14 protein-coding genes are annotated in these 16,909 nt (G+C 71.1%); 5 read left to right on the top strand and 9 right to left on the bottom strand.

Features of this window, described 5'->3' with window-relative positions; translation table 11 throughout:
* Positions 1-2 precede the first annotated feature (2 nt).
* From tuf to WME75_RS05035, 5 genes are all read right to left on the bottom strand, one after another.
* Positions 3-1,193 carry an elongation factor Tu gene (gene tuf, locus WME75_RS05055; RefSeq protein ID WP_437486972.1) on the bottom strand — a complete coding sequence of 397 codons (1,191 nt, stop codon included), beginning with the start codon at positions 1,191-1,193 and terminating at the stop codon, positions 3-5.
* 9 nt (positions 1,194-1,202) lie between these two features.
* Positions 1,203-3,317 (bottom strand): elongation factor G, encoded by a 2,115-nt coding sequence (gene fusA, locus WME75_RS05050; protein WP_437486971.1) that lies wholly within the window; start codon positions 3,315-3,317, stop codon positions 1,203-1,205.
* 317 nt (positions 3,318-3,634) lie between these two features.
* Positions 3,635-4,105 (bottom strand): 30S ribosomal protein S7, encoded by a 471-nt coding sequence (rpsG, locus tag WME75_RS05045; RefSeq protein WP_437486970.1) that lies wholly within the window; start codon positions 4,103-4,105, stop codon positions 3,635-3,637.
* 30 nt (positions 4,106-4,135) lie between these two features.
* Positions 4,136-4,534: a 30S ribosomal protein S12 gene (gene rpsL, locus WME75_RS05040; protein ID WP_012233473.1), complete on the bottom strand. Its 399-nt coding sequence runs from the start codon at positions 4,532-4,534 to the stop codon at positions 4,136-4,138.
* A 347-nt stretch (positions 4,535-4,881) separates the two neighbouring features.
* Entirely contained in the window at positions 4,882-5,355 is a 474-nt protein-coding gene (locus WME75_RS05035; RefSeq protein WP_437486969.1) for a hypothetical protein, read from the bottom strand.
* A 467-nt stretch (positions 5,356-5,822) separates the two neighbouring features.
* On the opposite strand from WME75_RS05035, the gene WME75_RS05030 reads away from it, so the two are divergent.
* Complete coding sequence (locus WME75_RS05030; RefSeq protein ID WP_437486968.1) at positions 5,823-6,788, top strand: hypothetical protein; 966 nt, start codon at positions 5,823-5,825, stop codon at positions 6,786-6,788.
* Positions 6,789-6,912: 124 nt separating this feature from the next.
* Here WME75_RS05030 and ppk1 read toward each other — a convergent pair whose 3' ends face one another.
* Positions 6,913-9,276 (bottom strand): polyphosphate kinase 1, encoded by a 2,364-nt coding sequence (gene ppk1, locus WME75_RS05025; protein WP_437486967.1) that lies wholly within the window; start codon positions 9,274-9,276, stop codon positions 6,913-6,915.
* A gap of 43 nt (positions 9,277-9,319) precedes the next feature.
* Between ppk1 and panC the strand changes: the two genes are divergently transcribed.
* Complete coding sequence (gene panC, locus WME75_RS05020; RefSeq protein ID WP_437486966.1) at positions 9,320-10,210, top strand: pantoate--beta-alanine ligase; 891 nt, start codon at positions 9,320-9,322, stop codon at positions 10,208-10,210.
* A complete protein-coding gene (gene tmk / locus WME75_RS05015; RefSeq protein ID WP_437486965.1) occupies positions 10,211-10,912 on the top strand; it encodes a dTMP kinase in 702 nt (233 codons plus the stop codon).
* Positions 10,913-11,021: 109 nt separating this feature from the next.
* Here tmk and WME75_RS05010 read toward each other — a convergent pair whose 3' ends face one another.
* Complete coding sequence (locus tag WME75_RS05010; protein ID WP_437486964.1) at positions 11,022-12,578, bottom strand: hypothetical protein; 1,557 nt, start codon at positions 12,576-12,578, stop codon at positions 11,022-11,024.
* A 439-nt stretch (positions 12,579-13,017) separates the two neighbouring features.
* Between WME75_RS05010 and WME75_RS05005 the strand changes: the two genes are divergently transcribed.
* Complete coding sequence (locus WME75_RS05005; protein ID WP_437486963.1) at positions 13,018-14,160, top strand: vWA domain-containing protein; 1,143 nt, start codon at positions 13,018-13,020, stop codon at positions 14,158-14,160.
* A 76-nt stretch (positions 14,161-14,236) separates the two neighbouring features.
* Here WME75_RS05005 and WME75_RS05000 read toward each other — a convergent pair whose 3' ends face one another.
* Entirely contained in the window at positions 14,237-15,427 is a 1,191-nt protein-coding gene (locus tag WME75_RS05000) for a tetratricopeptide repeat protein (RefSeq protein ID WP_437486962.1), read from the bottom strand.
* A 333-nt stretch (positions 15,428-15,760) separates the two neighbouring features.
* On the opposite strand from WME75_RS05000, the gene WME75_RS04995 reads away from it, so the two are divergent.
* Positions 15,761-15,982, top strand: a complete 222-nt coding sequence (locus WME75_RS04995) for a YdcH family protein (protein ID WP_437486960.1) — start codon at positions 15,761-15,763, stop codon at positions 15,980-15,982.
* Positions 15,983-16,310: 328 nt separating this feature from the next.
* On the opposite strand, the gene WME75_RS04990 is transcribed toward WME75_RS04995, so the two are convergent.
* The gene (locus WME75_RS04990) at positions 16,311-16,826 is read right to left on the bottom strand and encodes a hypothetical protein (RefSeq protein ID WP_437486958.1); all 516 of its coding nucleotides are present in this window, start codon (positions 16,824-16,826) and stop codon (positions 16,311-16,313) included.
* Between the last annotated feature and the right edge of the window lie 83 nt (positions 16,827-16,909).

Genomic DNA, 16,909 nt, shown 5'->3' with positions numbered 1-16,909 from the left:
TCCTACGCGAGGATCTTGGTGACGACGCCGGCGCCCACCGTCTTGCCGCCCTCGCGGATGGCGAAGCGCATCTGCTCCTCCAGCGCGACCGGGGCGATGAGCTCGATCGTCATCGTGATGTTGTCGCCCGGCATCACCATCTTCACCCCCTCGGGGAGGTTCACCGTGCCGGTCACATCCGTCGTCCGGATGTAGAACTGCGGCCGGTAGTTGGTGAAGAACGGCGTGTGGCGCCCGCCCTCCTCCTTCTTGAGGACGTACACCTCACCGGTGAACTTCGTGTGCGGCGTGATCGACCCGGGCTTCGCGAGCACCTGGCCGCGCTCGATCTCTTCCTTCTCCACGCCGCGGAGCAGACATCCGACGTTGTCGCCCGCCTGCCCCTGATCGAGCAGCTTCCGGAACATCTCGACGCCGGTGACGATCGACTTCTTCGTGTCCTTGAAGCCGATGATCTGCACCTCGTCGCCGACCTTGATGATGCCGCGCTCGATGCGGCCCGTGGCCACGGTGCCGCGGCCCTTGATCGAGAACACGTCCTCGATCGCCATCAGGAACGGCTTGTCGATGTCGCGCACCGGCTCGGGGATGTAGGTGTCCAGCGCGCCGAGCAGCTGCTGGATCGTCTCCTCCCACTTGGGGTCGCCCTGCAGCGCCGGCAGCGACGCGCCCCGGACGACCGGCGCGTTGTCGCCGTCGAACTTGTACTTCGACAGGAGCTCGCGGACCTCCATCTCGACGAGGTCCAGCATCTCCGGGTCGTCCACGGCGTCGCACTTGTTGAGGAACACGACGATGTGGTTCAGGCCGACCTGCCGGGCGAGCAGCACGTGCTCGCGCGTCTGCGGCATCACGCTGTCGAGCGCCGACACGACGAGGATCGCCCCGTCCATCTGCGCCGCGCCGGTGATCATGTTCTTGATGTAGTCGGCGTGTCCGGGGCAGTCGACGTGCGCGTAGTGGCGATTCACCGACTCGTACTCGACGTGCGCCGCCGCGATGGTCACCGTCTTGGTGTCGTCACGGACCGTCCCGCCCTTCGCGATGTCGGCGTACGAGATCGCCTTCGCCAGGTTGCGCTTCGACTGCACCTTCACGAGCGCGGCCGTGAGCGTGGTCTTGCCGTGGTCGATGTGACCGATGGTGCCCACGTTCACGTGCGGCTTCGTACGAGCGAACTTCTCCTTGGCCATGGCGTCTCTTTAACCTCGCTGCTTGGCGACGATCTCTTCCTGGATCGCGGCTGGAACCGGTGCGTAATGAGAAAACTGCATCGAATGAGTCGCGCGACCCTGCGTCTTTGAACGGACGTCGGTCGCGTAACCGAACATGGTGGCGAGCGGGACCTCCGCGCGGATCACCCGGGTGTTCGCGCGTTGCCCCATATCGAGGATGCGGCCACGTCGCGAGTTGAGATCTCCGATGACGTCCCCGAGGTAATTCTCGGGAGACACGACCTCGACGGACATCATCGGCTCGAGGAGCACGAGGCCCGCCCTCTTGGCGCCCTCCTGGAAGGCCATCGACGCGGCGACCTCGAACGCGGGGCCCGAGGAGTCGACCTCGTGGTAGCTGCCGAAGTGGAGCCGCACCTTGATGTCGACGACCGGGTAGCCCGCGAGCACGCCGCGGCCCATCGCGTCCCGGATGCCCTTCTCGATCGAGGGGATGAACTCCTTCGGGATGATGCCGCCGACGATGTCGTTATCGAACACGAAGCCCGCGCCACGCTCGGCCGGCTCGATGTCGATCCGGACGTGACCGAACTGGCCGTGCCCGCCCGACTGCCGGATGAAGCGCCCCTCGACGTCGGTCGCCTTCTTCGAGATGGTCTCGCGGTAGGCGACCTCAGGCTTGCCGACGTTGGCGTCGACCTTGAACTCGCGCTTCAGCCGGTCGACGATGATCTCGAGGTGGAGCTCGCCCATCCCGGCGATGATCGTCTGCCCGGTGTCCTCGTTCGTGAAGGTGCGGAACGAGGGATCCTCGTAGGCGAGCTTCTGCAGGCTGAGCCCGAGCTTGTCGAGATCGACCTTGGTCTTCGGCTCGATGGCGATCGAGATCACGGGGTCGGGGAACTCCATCCGCTCCAGGACGAGCGGCTGCTTCTCGTCGCAGAGCGTATCCCCGGTGCGGGTGTCGCGGAGCCCGACGGCGGCGTAGATGTTACCCGCGTAGCAGACGTCGATCTCCTCGCGCTTGTTCGCGTGCATCCGGAGGATGCGCCCGAACCGCTCCCGCTTGCCGCGGGTCGAGTTGAGCACGCTGACACCGCTCTTCGTCGTGCCGGAGTAGACACGGAAGAAGGTGAGGTTGCCGAATTGGTCGTTCATGACCTTGAACGCCAGGGCCGCGAACGGCTCGTCGTCGCTCGCCTTGCGCAGGACGGTCTTGTCCTTCTTGTCGGGCAGCGTCCCCTCGACGGCCGGGATGTCGACCGGCGAAGGCAGGTAGTTCACCACGCTGTCGAGCAGGAGCTGGACCCCCTTGTTCTTGAAGGCCGAGCCGCACAGGACGGGGACGATCTTGAAGCCGAGGGTGCCCGCGCGGATCGCCGCGTGGATCTCCTCCTCGGTGACCTTGTCGAGCTCGCCGGCGATGAACTTCTCCATCACCTTGTCGCTCGAGTCGGCGCACGCCTCGATGAGCCTCTCCCGGAGCTCCTTGCACCGCGGCAGGAGATCGCCCGGGATGTCCTTCCACGCGTACTGCTGGCCCTTCGTCTCGTCGTCGAAGACGGCGGCCCGGAGGGTCACGAGGTCGATGACGCCGCGGAACGAGTCCTCGGAGCCGAGCGGGTAGTGGATCGCCACCGGATTCGCGCCGAGGCGCTCGCGGATGGAGTCGACGCACATGTCGAAGTCTGCGCCGACCTTGTCCATCTTGTTGATGAACGCGATGCGCGGGACCTCGTACTTGTCCGCCTGCCGCCACACCGTCTCGCTCTGCGGCTCGACGCCGTTGCCGCCGTCGAACACCGCGACCGCGCCGTCGAGCACCCGCAGGCTCCGCTCGACCTCGATGGTGAAGTCGACGTGACCGGGAGTGTCGATGATGTTGATCCGGTGAGGGACGCCCTTCTGAGATCCCTGCTCCGGCGTCCAGAAACAGTTCGTCGCGGCGGACGTGATGGTGATGCCGCGCTCCTGCTCCTGAACCATCCAGTCCATCGTGGCGGCGCCCTCGTGGACCTCGCCGATCTTGTAGTTGACACCCGAGTAATAGAGGATGCGCTCGGTGACCGTGGTCTTGCCCGCATCGATGTGGGCCATGATCCCGATGTTGCGCGTCCGTTCCAGGCTGTACTCGCGTGCCACTTTTCCTTCTCCGTCGTGTGATGCGTGGGGTGAGGGTTTAGGACTCAGGATGCAAAACACCCTCTCCAGCCCGGCCCACCGCCATTGTGGCGGGCACTTGAACCTGGAGAGGGTGTCGGGGTACAGCAGCAGCTTTTATAGGTCTCGCCAAGGCGAGCGCTGTCGCGCTCCCTCGAGAAGACCGGCTCTGTAACCCGATCCTTATGTCGACTGTGCCATCTCGCTCTACGCGTCTCCTCGCCTGGAAATGCGACGTGACATACGTGAAATGGACGAACCAGCGCAGACCCTGGGTCTGCGCTGGCCGCCTCGCGGACCTACCACCGGTAGTGGGCGAACGCCTTGTTGGCCTCCGCCATCTTGTGCGTGTCGTCGCGCTTCTTGACCGCGTTGCCGCGGTTCTGCGCCGCGTCGACGAGCTCGGCGGCGAGCCGCTCGCGCATCGTCTTCTCGCCACGCCCGCGGGAGTAGGTCACGAGCCACCGCATCGCCAGCGCGACGCGGCGCTCCGGGCGGACCTCGACGGGGACCTGATAGGTCGCGCCGCCGACGCGCCGGCTCTTCACCTCGAGCTTCGGCTTCACGTTGTCGAGCGCCTTGCGGAAGACGTCGATCGGCTCCTCCTTGAAGCGCTCGCGCACGATGTCGAACGCGCCGTAGAGGATTCCCTCGGCCGTCGCCTTCTTGCCCGACTGCATCAGGGAGTTCGTGAACTTGGCGACGAGCTTGTCCTTGTACTTCGGGTCCGGAATGATCTTCCGCTTCGGGACTTCGCGACGACGGGGCATTCTTCGTTCCTCTGCTCGGCTTTCGCCAGATCAGGCCTTCGGGCGCTTCACGCCGTACTTCGAGCGCTTGCGGTTGCGGGTTGCCTTGTTGGTGGAGCTCGGCCCGGCGGCACCGGACGCGTCGAGCGTGCCGCGGACGACGTGGTAGCGCACGCCCGGCAGGTCCTTTACACGGCCGCCACGGATGAGGACGACCGAGTGTTCCTGCAGGTTGTGGCCTTCGCCCGGGATGTAGCTCGTCACTTCCATCTGGTTGCTCAGCCTGACGCGGCAGACCTTGCGGAGCGCCGAGTTGGGCTTCTTCGGCGTCGTGGTATAAACACGTACGCACACGCCTCGGCGCTGCGGGCAGGACTTGAGCGCAGGAGAGGCCGTCTTGTAGCGGGCGGCCTCGCGGCCTTGGCGAATGAGCTGGCTGATGGTCGGCATAGGGACGCGGATTTCCACCTGAGGGATGGGGACGCGCAGGATACCCAGGCGACCAACCATGTCAAGCGGTACGAGACCCGTTCGTGCTGGATGCGTCCACGCCCGGGCCTTCGGCGCTGCGCGCGGGGGCCGGGCGCGTCGCGGAGCGCATCGCCGGAGCGGTAGCTGACGCGCGCCGACGGCGCTCCAGGGCGCTCGTGGGGCTGCGCGTCGCGCCCGCGCGCGGCACGAGGCGGACGCTGACACGCGCCGGCGGCTCTTGGCGGCCCGGCGGCGGTTCGGTACGGTCGCTGCGTGGCGAAGAAGCTTTCACGGGCTCAGCGCAGAGAAAGCCGGCGGAAGGCGCCTCAGAGCGGCGCCGCGCCGGGGGCGGCGTCCCGCTTGGACACGAGGGTCGCGGGGCCCTCGTCGCGAAGCGACCCGGGCGGCAGCGCGACGGAGAGAGGGCCGGCCGCGGCGCGCCTCGATCGCACGACGAGCCGCCAGGGGGACGGCGCGCTCCGCGCGACAGCGCGCGACGCCGCCGCTGCGAAGGGCGAGCCACCGGCGCGAGCGCGCGGCGGAGGCACGCGCACGAAGGCGGGGAGAGATCGCGTGCTCCTGGTCTTCCTGGGCCTCGTGGCGCTCGCTGCGGTGATCGTGTTCGCCGCGCAGTCGCCCCGCGCGCCGGAGCGCGCCAGGGAGGAGCCCGCGAGCACGGCTCGGACGCCGCAGGAGCGCGAGGCGCCGGAGCCCTCCAGCGCGGCCCCCGCTGCGCCGACCGAAGCGGGCGAGCTGCCGGCGCGACCTCCCGTCGACTCGTCGCCGCCGACCATCGTCACGGCCGAGGCGGCCGCAGGGGCGCCGGCGAGCGCCGCGGCCTCGCAGCACGCAGCGGCCAGCGCCGGCCCGCAGGGAGCAGCGACCGGCGCCGCGTCCGCGGCAGCAGCAACGCCGAAGAAGCGAGCAGGCGCGACGAAGCCGGCCGCCGTGCCGAGCGGTGCGACGCCGACCGGTGCGACGCCGACCGGTGCGACGCCAGCGGGGACAACGCCGCCAGCCGGTGCGACGCCGCCAGCCGGTGCGACGCCGCCAGCCGGTGCGACGCCGCCAGCCGATGCGACGCCGCCGGCGGGGACAACGCCGCCAGCCGGTGCGACGCCGCCAGCCGGTGCGACGCCGCCAGCCGGTGCGACGCCGCCGGCCGGTGCGACGCCGCCAGCGGGGACAACGCCGCCGGCCGCAGCGCCACGGCCCGCCGAGGCTCCCCTCGAAGGATCAAAAACGCCGCGATGAAAGGACGTCCGAGATGCTTCGCTTGAATGCCTTGCCCGACGCCGCCCGAACGCCGCGCCGCTCGCCGCTCTCCTGCGGGCAGACGTTCGCCCTGCCGCTCGGCGTCGCGCTGTCCGGCCTCCTCGCCGCGACGACGGCGGTCGCACAACCGGCGCCGCAACGACAACCCCCTGCGGCATCGCCGGCGCAGCCTGGGGCGACTCCGCGGCAGCCCGGCGCGGCCGCGGCTCCGCCGGCTGCGGCGCCGCCGGCCACGGCGCCGCAGCCCGGCAGCGCTCCCCCCGCGACACCACAGCCCGTTCCGCCAGTTCCCGCCGGGCCGCCCTATCCCGCGGCGCCCTATCCCGCGGCGCCCTACCCTGCGGCGCCCTACCCTGCGGCGCCCTATCCCGCGGCGCCCTACCCCGCGGCGCCCTACCCTGCGGCGCCCTACCCCGCGGCTCCGGGTGCCGCGCCGCCGCAGGGGGGCCATCAGGCCGCGCCGGGAGCATCGCCTGGCTACCCGCCGCCAGGCTACCCGCCCCCCGGCTACCAGGGCGGCTACGCTCCCTATGGCGGTGCCTACCCTCCGCTGCCGCCGGGCTATCCGTCGCGCCCGACGGAGATCCCGCCTGCGCCGCCCCCGGCTCCGCTGCGTCGAAAGAGCCCGAGCCTGATGCTGGGCGGCATCGCGCTCACCGCCGGCGGCACGATCGCGTTCTTCGCCGGGACCGGCCTGCTCGCCTCGGCGAGCGAGCGCTACGAGATCTATTGCGATTTCGGGGGCTACACCGGCATCTGCGACACGCGCACCGACGGCCCCCGTCAGGTCGCCGGCGCGCTCGTCTCGATCGGAGGCGGCATCATGCTCGCCGTGGGCATCCCGCTCTGGATCATCGGCGGCAAGAAGGTGCCGGCCACCGCCGATGCCCCCGAGGCGCCCGCCCAGACGACGCTCTCGCTCGGCCCCGGGTCCGCCGCGCTGCAGACGCGGTTCTGATAGCGCCCCCTCGCCCGCTCCCGGCGCGCGCGCCGCGGCCCCGAGCGGCTCCCCTCGCCCGCTTCACCGCCTGCCCGCGCTCGAGGCCGCCAGGGCGCCCGTCGCTCACCAGGGCGCCCGTCGCTCAGGAGAGGCCCTTCTTCTTCTTGCCGCCCTTGCGGTGCCGCGACTCTCCGTCCGACGCGTTCACAGGCATGCGGAGGATGTGGAAACGCCCGCCGCCGCGCGCCAGCGGATCGCTGAGCTTCACCCGCTCGCGCGCGATCTCGATGAAGCGCTGCTGCGACCGCAGCGCGGGGGTGCCGGAGGGCACCTGGAGCTTGTGGTAGCTGCCGTCGCTCGCGAGCTCCCAGGTCTTCGCCGTGTCGGAGGTCGCGGTGCTCAGCATGTCCTCCACGCGCGCGCGGATGGCAGGCTCGATGATCGGGACCATCAGCTCGACGCGGCGGTGAAAGTTGCGCGGCATCCAGTCGGCGCTCGACATGTAGACCTCCTCGTTGCCGCCGTTCGCGAACCGGAACAGGCGCTTGTGCTCGAGGAAGCGATCGATGATCGCGCGCACCTGGATCCGCTCCGAGAGCCCAGGGATCCCAGGCCGGAGGCAGCAGATGCCGCGCACCGCGAGCTTGATGTCGACCCCGGCCTGCGACGCCGCGTAGAGCGCGTCGATGACGTCGACGTCCACGAGCGCGTTCATCTGCGCCACGATCTCCGCCTTGCGCCCGGCCCGCGCGTGCGCCGTCTCGCGCGCGATGAGGCCCAGCACCGCCTCGTGCAGGCCGAGCGGCGCCACGAGGATGCGGTTCCACTTGGGCGGCGCGCTGTAGCCCGTCAGGAGGTTGAAGAGCGACGTCATGTCCTCGCCGATCTCCCGGTTCGCCGTGAACAGGCCGATGTCGGTGTAGAGCCGCGCCGTCTGCGGGTTGTAGTTGCCCGTCGAGAGGTGCACGTAGCGGCGCAGCCTGTCCTTCTCGCGCCGCACGACGAGCAGCGCCTTCGCGTGCGTCTTCAGCCCGAGCAGGCCGTAGATCACCTGCACGCCGCTCTGCTCGAGCATCCTCGCCCACTGGATGTTGCTCGCCTCGTCGAAGCGCGCCTTCAGCTCGACGATGGCCGTCACCTGCTTGCCGCTCTCGGCCGCGCGGGCGAGCGCCTTCAGGATCGGCGAGTCGCCGCCGGTCCGGTAGAGCGTCTGCTTGATCGCGAGGACGTTCGGATCGTCCGCCGCGCGGGAGACGAACTCGGCGATCGGATCGAACGACTCGTACGGGTGGTGCAGGAGCACGTCCTGCTCCCGGATGACGGCGAAGATGTCCTCCACGTCCCGGAAGACCGGCGGGACCTGCGGCGAGAACGGCTCGTCGCGGTACTCGCGGCGCTCGTCGTCCGCGACGATGCCCATGAGGTCGGCGATGTGGAGCGGCCCCCGCACCCTGTAGACGGCGAGCGACGCGTCGACCTTGAGGGCGCGGCAGAGCCGCTGGACCGAGGTGCCGGCGCCCTCGCCGATGCCGATCTCCAGGCGCACGGCGTTGCCGCGATCGCGCCGGCGGAGCTCGGCCTGGATCGTCTCCAGGAGGTCCTCGCCCTCCTCCTCGTCGATCTCGAGGTCCCAGTTCCGGGTGACGCGGAAGGCGTACGTCCCGCGCAGCCTGCCCGAGGGGAAGAAGTCCTTCACGTGCCGGGCGATCACGTCCTCGAGCAGGACGAAGGCGCGCGTCGCGCCCTCCAGGCGCACCTTCATCAGCCGGCTCAGCATCGGCGGCACCTGGATGACCGCGAAGCCGGGCTCCTGCGCCTCATGCTCTCGGGAGAACATGATCCCGAGGTTGATCATCTTGTTGCGCAGGTGCGGGAACGGGTGCCCCGGATCGATCGCGATGGGCGTGAGGATCGGGAAGATGTCCGTGCGGAACCGATCGTCGAGCGCGCTGAGCTCGGCCGGGCCGAGCTCGTCCGGCCGGACGATCACGATGCCGGCGCGCCGGAGCGCCGGGATCAGGTCCGAGTTCCACAGCTGGTAGGCGTCGTCGACGAGCGCGTGGACCCGCGCGCCGATCGCCACGAGCTGCTCGTGGGCCGTGAGCCCGTCCGGCGGGACCTCCGCGATCGTGCGCTGCGTCTGCGCCTGGAGGCCGGCGACGCGCACCATGAAGAACTCGTCGAGGTTGGAGAAGAAGATGCTCAGGAACTTGAGGCGCTCGAACAGCGGCACCTCGTGCGATCTCGCCTCCGCCAGCACCCGCGCGTTGAACTCGAGCCACGAGAGCTCCCGGTTCAGGTAGTGCGCCGGGTCGCCCTCGATCGGGATCGGCCCCGAGGGGACAGGGATCGACACCGGACCGCTCGCCGGGGCGGCGCTCCCTCCAGACCTCGCTCCGGTCGGGTCGCTGGAGCCCGCTCCGGGCCTGTCGGCCTGGGCGGCATCCGTGTCGCCGCCGGAGCCGGAGGCGAGGGTTGTATCCGTGGAGGAGGGCAGGTCAGCCATGGTCGAAGCTCCGATTTTAGCCCAGGTCTGATAGGGTCCGCCCATGGATTTCTGGCGACATCCAGGCGAGCTGAGGCACGCCTGCGAGCGAGCGCGCGCGGCGGGACGCCGCGTCGGTCTCGTTCCGACGATGGGCGCGCTCCACGCGGGCCACCTCGCGTTGATCGCGGAGGCGCGGCGGAGAGCGGACTTCGTGGCGGTGACCCTCTTCGTCAATCCGACGCAGTTCGGCGCCGGCGAGGATCTCGCGCGCTACCCGCGGCCGCTCGAGCGCGACCGCGCCGCCTGCGCCGAGGCCGGCGCCTCGGGGATGTTCGCGCCGGAGGCCGCGGCGATGTACCCGCCCGGCGAGGAGACGCGCGTGCGCGTCGGCGCGACCGCGGCCCCGCTCTGCGGCGTCCACCGGCCCGTGCACTTCGAGGGCGTCGCCACCGTGGTCACGAAGCTGCTCGCGCTCGCCGGCCCGTGCGTCGCCGTCTTCGGCCGGAAGGACTACCAGCAGCTCCAGGTGATCCGGCGGGTCGTCGCCGATCTGTTCTTGCCGGTCGAGGTCGTCGGGGCGACGACGGTGCGCGAGCCCGATGGTCTCGCCATGTCGTCGCGGAACGCCTACCTGTCGCCCGAGCAGCGGAGCGCGGCGCGCGCCATCCCGCTCGCCCTCGCCGAGGCGTGCCGCGCCTTCGCCGGCGGCGAGCGGCGCCCCGCCGCGCTCCTCGGACCCGCGCGCGCGCGCCTCGCGGCCGTCGCGACGAGCGTCGATTACGTGGACCTCGCCGACCCGGAGTCGCTGACGATCTGGAGCGAGCAAGCGGCGATCGGCGAACGGGCCCTGCTCGCGATCGCCATCCGCCTCGGGACGGCGCGCCTCATCGACAACGTCGTCCTCGGGGAGGACGCGCCGCCCGTCGCGGTAGCGGGCGAGGAGGCCAGCTAGATGGTGAAGAGGAGCTCCGAGCAGGAGGGCCCCGCGCCCTCCCCGCGCCCGGCGGGAGAGACAGGCCGCGGCGTCTTCATCGTCTTCGAGGGCATCGACGGCGCCGGCACGAGCACGCAGGCCGAGCGCTACGCGGCGCACCTCAGGGCCGCGCGGCGCCTCGTCCACGTCACCCGCGAGCCGAGCGCCGGGCCGGTGGGCGCGCTGCTCCGGCAGGTGCTGACCCGCCGGATCTCGCTGCCCAGCGCCCGCCAGGCCGAGGTGATGGCGCTCCTCTTCTCGGCCGACCGCCTCGATCACCTCGGCGCCGAGGTCGAGCCGCTCCTCCGCGACGGGTACATCGTGATCTCGGATCGCTACGACCTGTCGAGCCTGGCCTACCAGTCCACGACGGCGGCCGACGGCGGGGATCCAGAGGAAATTCTGGAATGGATACGGATACTCAACCGCCACGCGCGGCGGCCCGACGCCACGGTGGTGATCGACGTGGCGCCCGAGATCGCCGAGAAGCGGCGCCGCGGCCGCGGGGGGGCAGAGGAGCTGTTCGAGAGGACCGAGCTGCAGGCGCGGCTCGCGGAGGCGTACCGGCGGGCGGAGGAGCTCGTGCCGGGCGACCGCGTCATCCACATCGACGGGGGTGGCCCGGTCGACGAGGTCTCCCGCGCGATCACCGCCGCGCTCGGGCCGTTCGTGGAGCGGTGAGCCGGGGCGGCGGCACATCGAACCTCCGAGAGGAGCTGCAGAGGACGCGGCGCGTCCGTGTCTCTCCGTGCTCTCTGCGCCTCGGTCGTCCGAGCCCTCGAGTCGCGCTCTACGGACAAGCCGCGTTCGCGATCTCCACGTCGTCGATGCTCCAGCTCGACACGGTGTCGACGAAGGAGTCCCGCCCGATCTCGTAGCCGAAGCGGATCCGCAGGCTCGCGTTCTTGTGGGGGGTCAGGTCGTAGCGCATCTTCGTCCAGGCCGAGTCGCGGACGCCGGGGTAGGGCCCCGACTCGAAGAGCACCTTCCACCGGACGCCGTCGTAGACCTCGACCCGGTTCGTCATGTGGGGCGCCTCATCGCTGTTCAGGAAGCGCCAGAACGTCAGGTACACGCCGCCCGTGACATCGGCGTGGATGACAGGGCTCGTCAGGTAGAAATACGGGTGAACGCCGGGGGGGGCGTTCCCTCCGATGACCACGCCGGCCAGCCCGTTGTCCGGCGTCGCCGTGTGATCGAGCGCCGGATCGGCGTGCCCGTAGGTCTGCCCGAAGGAGGCCGCCGCCGCGCCGATCTGCCAGGTCGGACCGAGCTCCCACCCGGCCGCGTTGCCCTCGAACGTATCCCGGAAGTAGACCGCCGGCGCCGTCGCGGCGCCGCCGCCTTGGCAGACGCCGGCCAGGCAGGACTCCCCCACGGTGCACCAGTCGCTGTCGACGCAGACGCCCCCGTCGGGGACCGAGCGCGGCGTGCACACCCCGGCGTCGCTGCAGACGCCGCGCGTGCAGCCGACCGTCTGTGAGGAGCACGATTCCCCGGGGGTAGGGATGGAAATACAGGCGCCGTGCTCGTCGCAGACGCCACGTTTGCACTCGTCGGTCCCGGAGAGACAGGCGCCGCCCGGCGCGATCGGCTCAGCATAGCAATTGCCAGAGCCCGGATCACAGGCACCATCGTTGCACCCGACGCTCAGCGCGCTGCAGTCCTTGGGGACGCCCCCCTCGCAGCGGCCGCTCTGGCAGGTCTTGCCGACCCTGCACAGGTCGCCGGAGTCCGCGCACGGCGTCCCCTCGTTCCCCGGGACCGCCTCGCACGCACCGGTGGCCGGGTTGCACGCGCCGACATGACAGGAGTCCGGTACTTGGAAGAAGAAGCAATCCCGCTGGGTCCCGACGCAGGCGCCGTCCACGCACGCCGCGTTGAGCACACAGCGGTCTTCCGTCGCGCACGACGCCCCGTTCTCCCTCGGCTCCAACCCGCAGCGGGGCTCGCCGCCCGCGTCGACGCACGTGACGAGGTGACAGCCGTCCGGCGCGATGCCGCAGTCCTCCTGCGCGCCGCCCTGACAGACGCCGTCCTCGCACGTCTCGCCGACCGTGCAGGCGTCCCTGTCGTCGCAGGGCCCCCCGCCCGCGCTGGGGACGAGCTCGCACGCGCGCGTCGCCTCGTTGCACACGGCCGTCATGCACTGCGATGTCGGGACGAGCGAGCAGTCTATCTGGCACGGAGCGCCGGCCCCGCCGCCGCCCCCACCGCTCGAGACATCCGGCCCCGCAGCGCCGCCGCCGCCCCCCGCCGCGCCCGAGCTGCCAGCGGACGTCGCGGTCGAACAGCCAAGATCCGTCAGGGCGACAGCGGCAATTACCCAGGGAATCCACCTAGTCATGTTCGCCTCTTTCCAGCAATCGTGACGCACCTCGTGGGAATTACGCGTCCTTCGCGGCTGCGCAAGGAAACATGATGTTCCGGCGCGCGAGCACCCGGAACGGTCAGCGACGACGAGGGGTGACGAGGGGCGGCGAAGGGCGACGAACGACGACGGACGACGGCGGCCAGGAGCGCAGCGCCGGCGGCGCGGGCGAGGACAAGAGAGCTGCGAGCAGCCGTGAGAAGCCGCGAAAGCAAAGACAGCGACGAGAGCGAAGACATCACGAGACAAGCAAGGCCCACAAACCGGAGAGCCCCTATCGCCCCGCGATCGAGAGATGCAGTATGCTGACGAGATCGTCTCGGAGCTCGGCCACCCCTCGATAGACAGACTACTTCGCGCGTGGAGCCCTCGCGGCCGCGAGCCACGTCGCATCCATTTGCAGAGGAGCGCAGAGATGTCCTTCCGACGTCATTCCGTGTTTGCCCCTTTCCTCGTCGCCGCCGCGCTGGCCGCGCTATCGGGCGGCTGCGCGGCCACCGAGGACAGGAGGCCCGCGCGCGCCAACCCGCCGGAAGACGCCGAGAGCGGCGGAGGCGGCGGAGGCGGCGCCTTCGGGGCGAGCAGCACGGGCGGAGGCGCGTCGCTCGGCGCGGGAGGGTTCGGCGCGACCGGCGCGGGCGGCTTCGACGAGGGGGCCTCCTGCGCACAGACGAGCGCAGCGGCCGCGCTCATGCCGCTCGATATGCTCGTCTTGCTCGACCGCTCCGGGAGCATGCTCGGCTCGAAATGGAGCGGCGTCACGAGCGCGCTCTCGACCTTCGTGAACGACGCCGCCTCCGCCGGGATGAACGTGGGGCTGACCTACTTCCCGCGGGGCAACAACGGAATGAACGACTGCGACCACACCGCCTACGACCAGCTCGCGGTCAGCATCGGCGAGCTGCCGCTGCACACGCCCGAGATCACCGGCTCCATCCGGGGCACCTCGCCGGGCGGCGGGACGCCCATGCGTCCGGCCCTCCAGGGGGTGCTCTCGAACGCGACCGCCTACAAGGACGCGAACCCGTCGCACAAGGTCATCGTCGTGCTCGCGACCGACGGCGACCCCTCCGGGTGCGCCGGAAACACCGTCGCGAGCACCGCGGAGATCGCGCAGCGGGCGCTCAACTACAACGGTGTTCAGACCTACGTCATCGCCGTGGAAGGCTCGACCCTGGCCAACCTGGACCAGATCGCCGCCGCCGGCGGGACGGCGCGCGCGTTCGACATCACCGCGGACGTCGCCGCGTTCGCGGCGAAGATGGCCGAGATCCGCGCGTCGGCGCTCCCGTGCGAGCTCCTCATCCCCGAGCCGCCCGCGGGCGCGACCCTCGACACGAGCCGGGTCGCGGTCAGGTTCGCGACGGGGAGCTCCAGCGCGCTGGAGATCCCGAGGGCGGACGACGAGGCCGACTGCGGCCGGGGGCCAGGGTGGTATTACGACGACGAGCTGCTCCCGAAGAAGATCATCCTCTGCCCCGCCTCCTGCAGGGCCGTGCAGGGCGAGGTGCAGGCGAAGCTCGACGTGCTCTTCGGGTGCGAGCCGACGCTGAACTGAGCGCCTCGCGGCCGGCCGCCGGCGCGGCGCTCACGGCCGCCGCGGCGCGGGGCTCACGATCGCCGCGGCGCGGGGCTCACGGCCGCCGCGGCGCCGCCGTCTTCAAGGCGTCGAGCGCGGCCAGGAGCTCGGCCTCGGTGAACGGGAGCCGCGCGAGCGCCGCCTGCTCGTCCGCGAGCGCGAGCTCGATCTCGCGCTGCGCGTCGCGGGCCCGGAGCACCCACCCCGACGACTCCCCGGTGCGGTCGCCGAGGCGGACGGTGCCGGCGAGCATCTTCTGCCCCTTCTCCAGGAGCACGCGGTAGCGCAGGCGCATCGCGCCCTCGAAGAGCTGCTTCTTCCGCGGGGTGTCGGCGCTCGGCGGCGGCGGGACCCGCATCACGTCGCGGTGGAGCTCCTTGTAGAGCTGCCCGATACGGTAGCCCGCCATCGCCGACCAGTGAGCGTCGAGGCTCCGCATGGCCTCGGTGTAGGCGCCCTGCGCATCGAGCAGCCCCTGGCAGCGCCGCTCCAGCGCGTCGGCGAAGCTCGCCGGCACCGGCACGAAGGCGATGGCCTCGCTCCGGCGCCGCCGCACCTCGCCGAGCGCAAAGCTCACCTGCGCGAGCTCGATCGGCGGCTTGCCCGACTCGCCCAGCCGGTGCGCCTCGATGAGATCGCGCGCGAGCCCGACCTGACGGGCCGCTTCATCCACGAGATCCTGCTCGACGAGGCCGAGCGCGAGGGCGCCGCGCGCCTCGATCGCCTCGAGCACGCTCAGATCGCCGAGGCGGAGCAGGCGGCGCGAGACCTCGACGAGCTCGGGCCACCGCTCGAGGGCGGCCGCCGCGCGCGCGAGCCGGAAGAGGGCGCCGCGCGCGACCGCGTGGTCCGGGAAGCGCCGCGCGACCTCGCGGTAGCGCTCGGCCGCGAGCGCGCGGTCGCCGAGCGCCTCGTGCGCGAGCCCGGCGTTGAACAGGCTCGGCGGCGCGACCTCGCCGTCAGGCGCGAGACGGACCAGCCGATCGAACAGGGGCGCCGCCTCGCGCGCCTTATCGGCCAGGAGCAGCGCGCGCGCCCGTTCGAACTCCGCCGCGAGCTCGGCGTCCGAGTAGGGCGATATGACGACCGGTGCGAGCTCGACCGGCGGACGCGCCGAGGCCGCTTGCGGGGAACGCGCCCGGGCCGGCGCCGTGGCCTCCGAAGTGCATCCACCGAGGAAGGCGAGGAAAGCCGGGACGATCGCAAGGCTGAGGAGAGCGAGCCGGGGAATGCTGGTGCTCGACATGACCCGGGAAGAATAGCCCCATGCTCGAGGTTGTTCCGCTTCGTGCATGGACGGAGCTCCCGGCCTGGCCGTCCCGAGCGGAGGTGGATTGCTGTGCGCAGTAGGGCAATCCCCGGTTTCGGCTGCTGCTCCATGGCGTTGCAGAGGGTACCGCCCGACAAAAAGCCTGCATTGATCCGCCATGTTGCGGTAATCTCGCATTCGTTCCACGGGCCGCTGTTTGGGCTCGTAGCTCGGCGGCGGTCTCCTCTCCAGCGACGATCAGAACGAGAGCTTCTGTTGTGGGCTCTCGAAGGGTTCACGGCCCTGTGGTGGGGCCTTGGAGGTGGGTACATGAAGCATCAGATCATCTCTCCTCGTGCGGTGACGTCGGTCGGCCCGGAGCAGCGGCTCAGCATGGCGGAAGCGCGTCACCGCGAGCTCGACTCGCGCCTCAGGCAGCTGGGTCGGCGGGCGTTCTTGACACCGGGGGAGAGCATGGAGGCAGCCCAGCTCAAGAAACGCAAGCTCGCCGCGAAGGACGAGATCGAGTCCCTGCGCCGGCGGCTGTCGTAGCGCAGCCCGACTGACCGGCGATCTCCAGCGCCACGAACGGCGCCCCGCCCCGCATCTCCCCCTCACTGTTCCTGTCCAGGCCATCCGGCGCGCCCACACGCTGGGACGCCCGCACGCGGCGCGATGCCAGCGCACAACGCGGTGCAGCGCGCGGCGGCACGATGTCGGCGCACGGCGCGATGCCAGCGCACGGCGCGGTGCCGGCGCATAGCGCAATGCGAGCGCGCGGCGCCAGCGCGCGGCGCGGTGCCAGCGCATAGCGCAATGCGAGCGCGCGGCGCCAGCGGTGCGCCGAGGCACGACGACCGCGGGCGCCGGCGCGCCGAGGTCAGAGCGTGGGCGCCGGGGCCTCCGGCGCATCGGCCGGCGATTCAGGAGCAGCGTCGGGCTGCGGCGCAGCGTCGGGCGCGGCGCCGGTCTCCGGCAGCGCCTCGGCGCCGCCGTACACATCGCGGTTGAGATCCGCGAGCGTCTCGGTGAGGCGGATCTTCTGCTCGCTCGTGACGCCTCCGGGGGTCTGCTTCTCGATCGCCGCGGCGAGCCCGAGCCAGTGGCGCGCGTTGTCGCGGTAGCCCTTGCGCGGATCGGCGACGCCGGTGCCCTGCGGCGCAAGCTCGGCCAGGCGGTAGTCCGTCATGCCCCGGAGGTAGGCGTACTGCGCCCGCTCCGGGAGCGAGAACGAGTCCATGTCGTGCTCGAGCGCGCGGAACAGCGAAAGCGCCTGCTCGAACCGGTTCGCCTCGTAGTGGCTGCGGGCGCGATCGAGATCCTGCGTGTAGGTCGCGCAACCCGGCGCGAGGGCGAAAGACGAGAGGAGAAGGACGCACGAGACCAGGCGGCGCATGCGCGGAGGGTATCCCCCGCGTCGCGGCGCGATCAAGCGGGAAGGCGGCCCACCGCGCGGCGGCCGCCGCCTCCCGGGGCGCC

The sequence above is a fragment of the Sorangium sp. So ce1014 genome (assembly GCF_051521505.1).
In the GTDB taxonomy this organism is placed as follows: domain Bacteria; phylum Myxococcota_A; class Polyangia; order Polyangiales; family Polyangiaceae; genus Sorangium.
The sequence above is the reverse complement of the archived record's forward strand: the minus strand, read 5'-3'. Positions and strand labels throughout refer to the sequence as shown.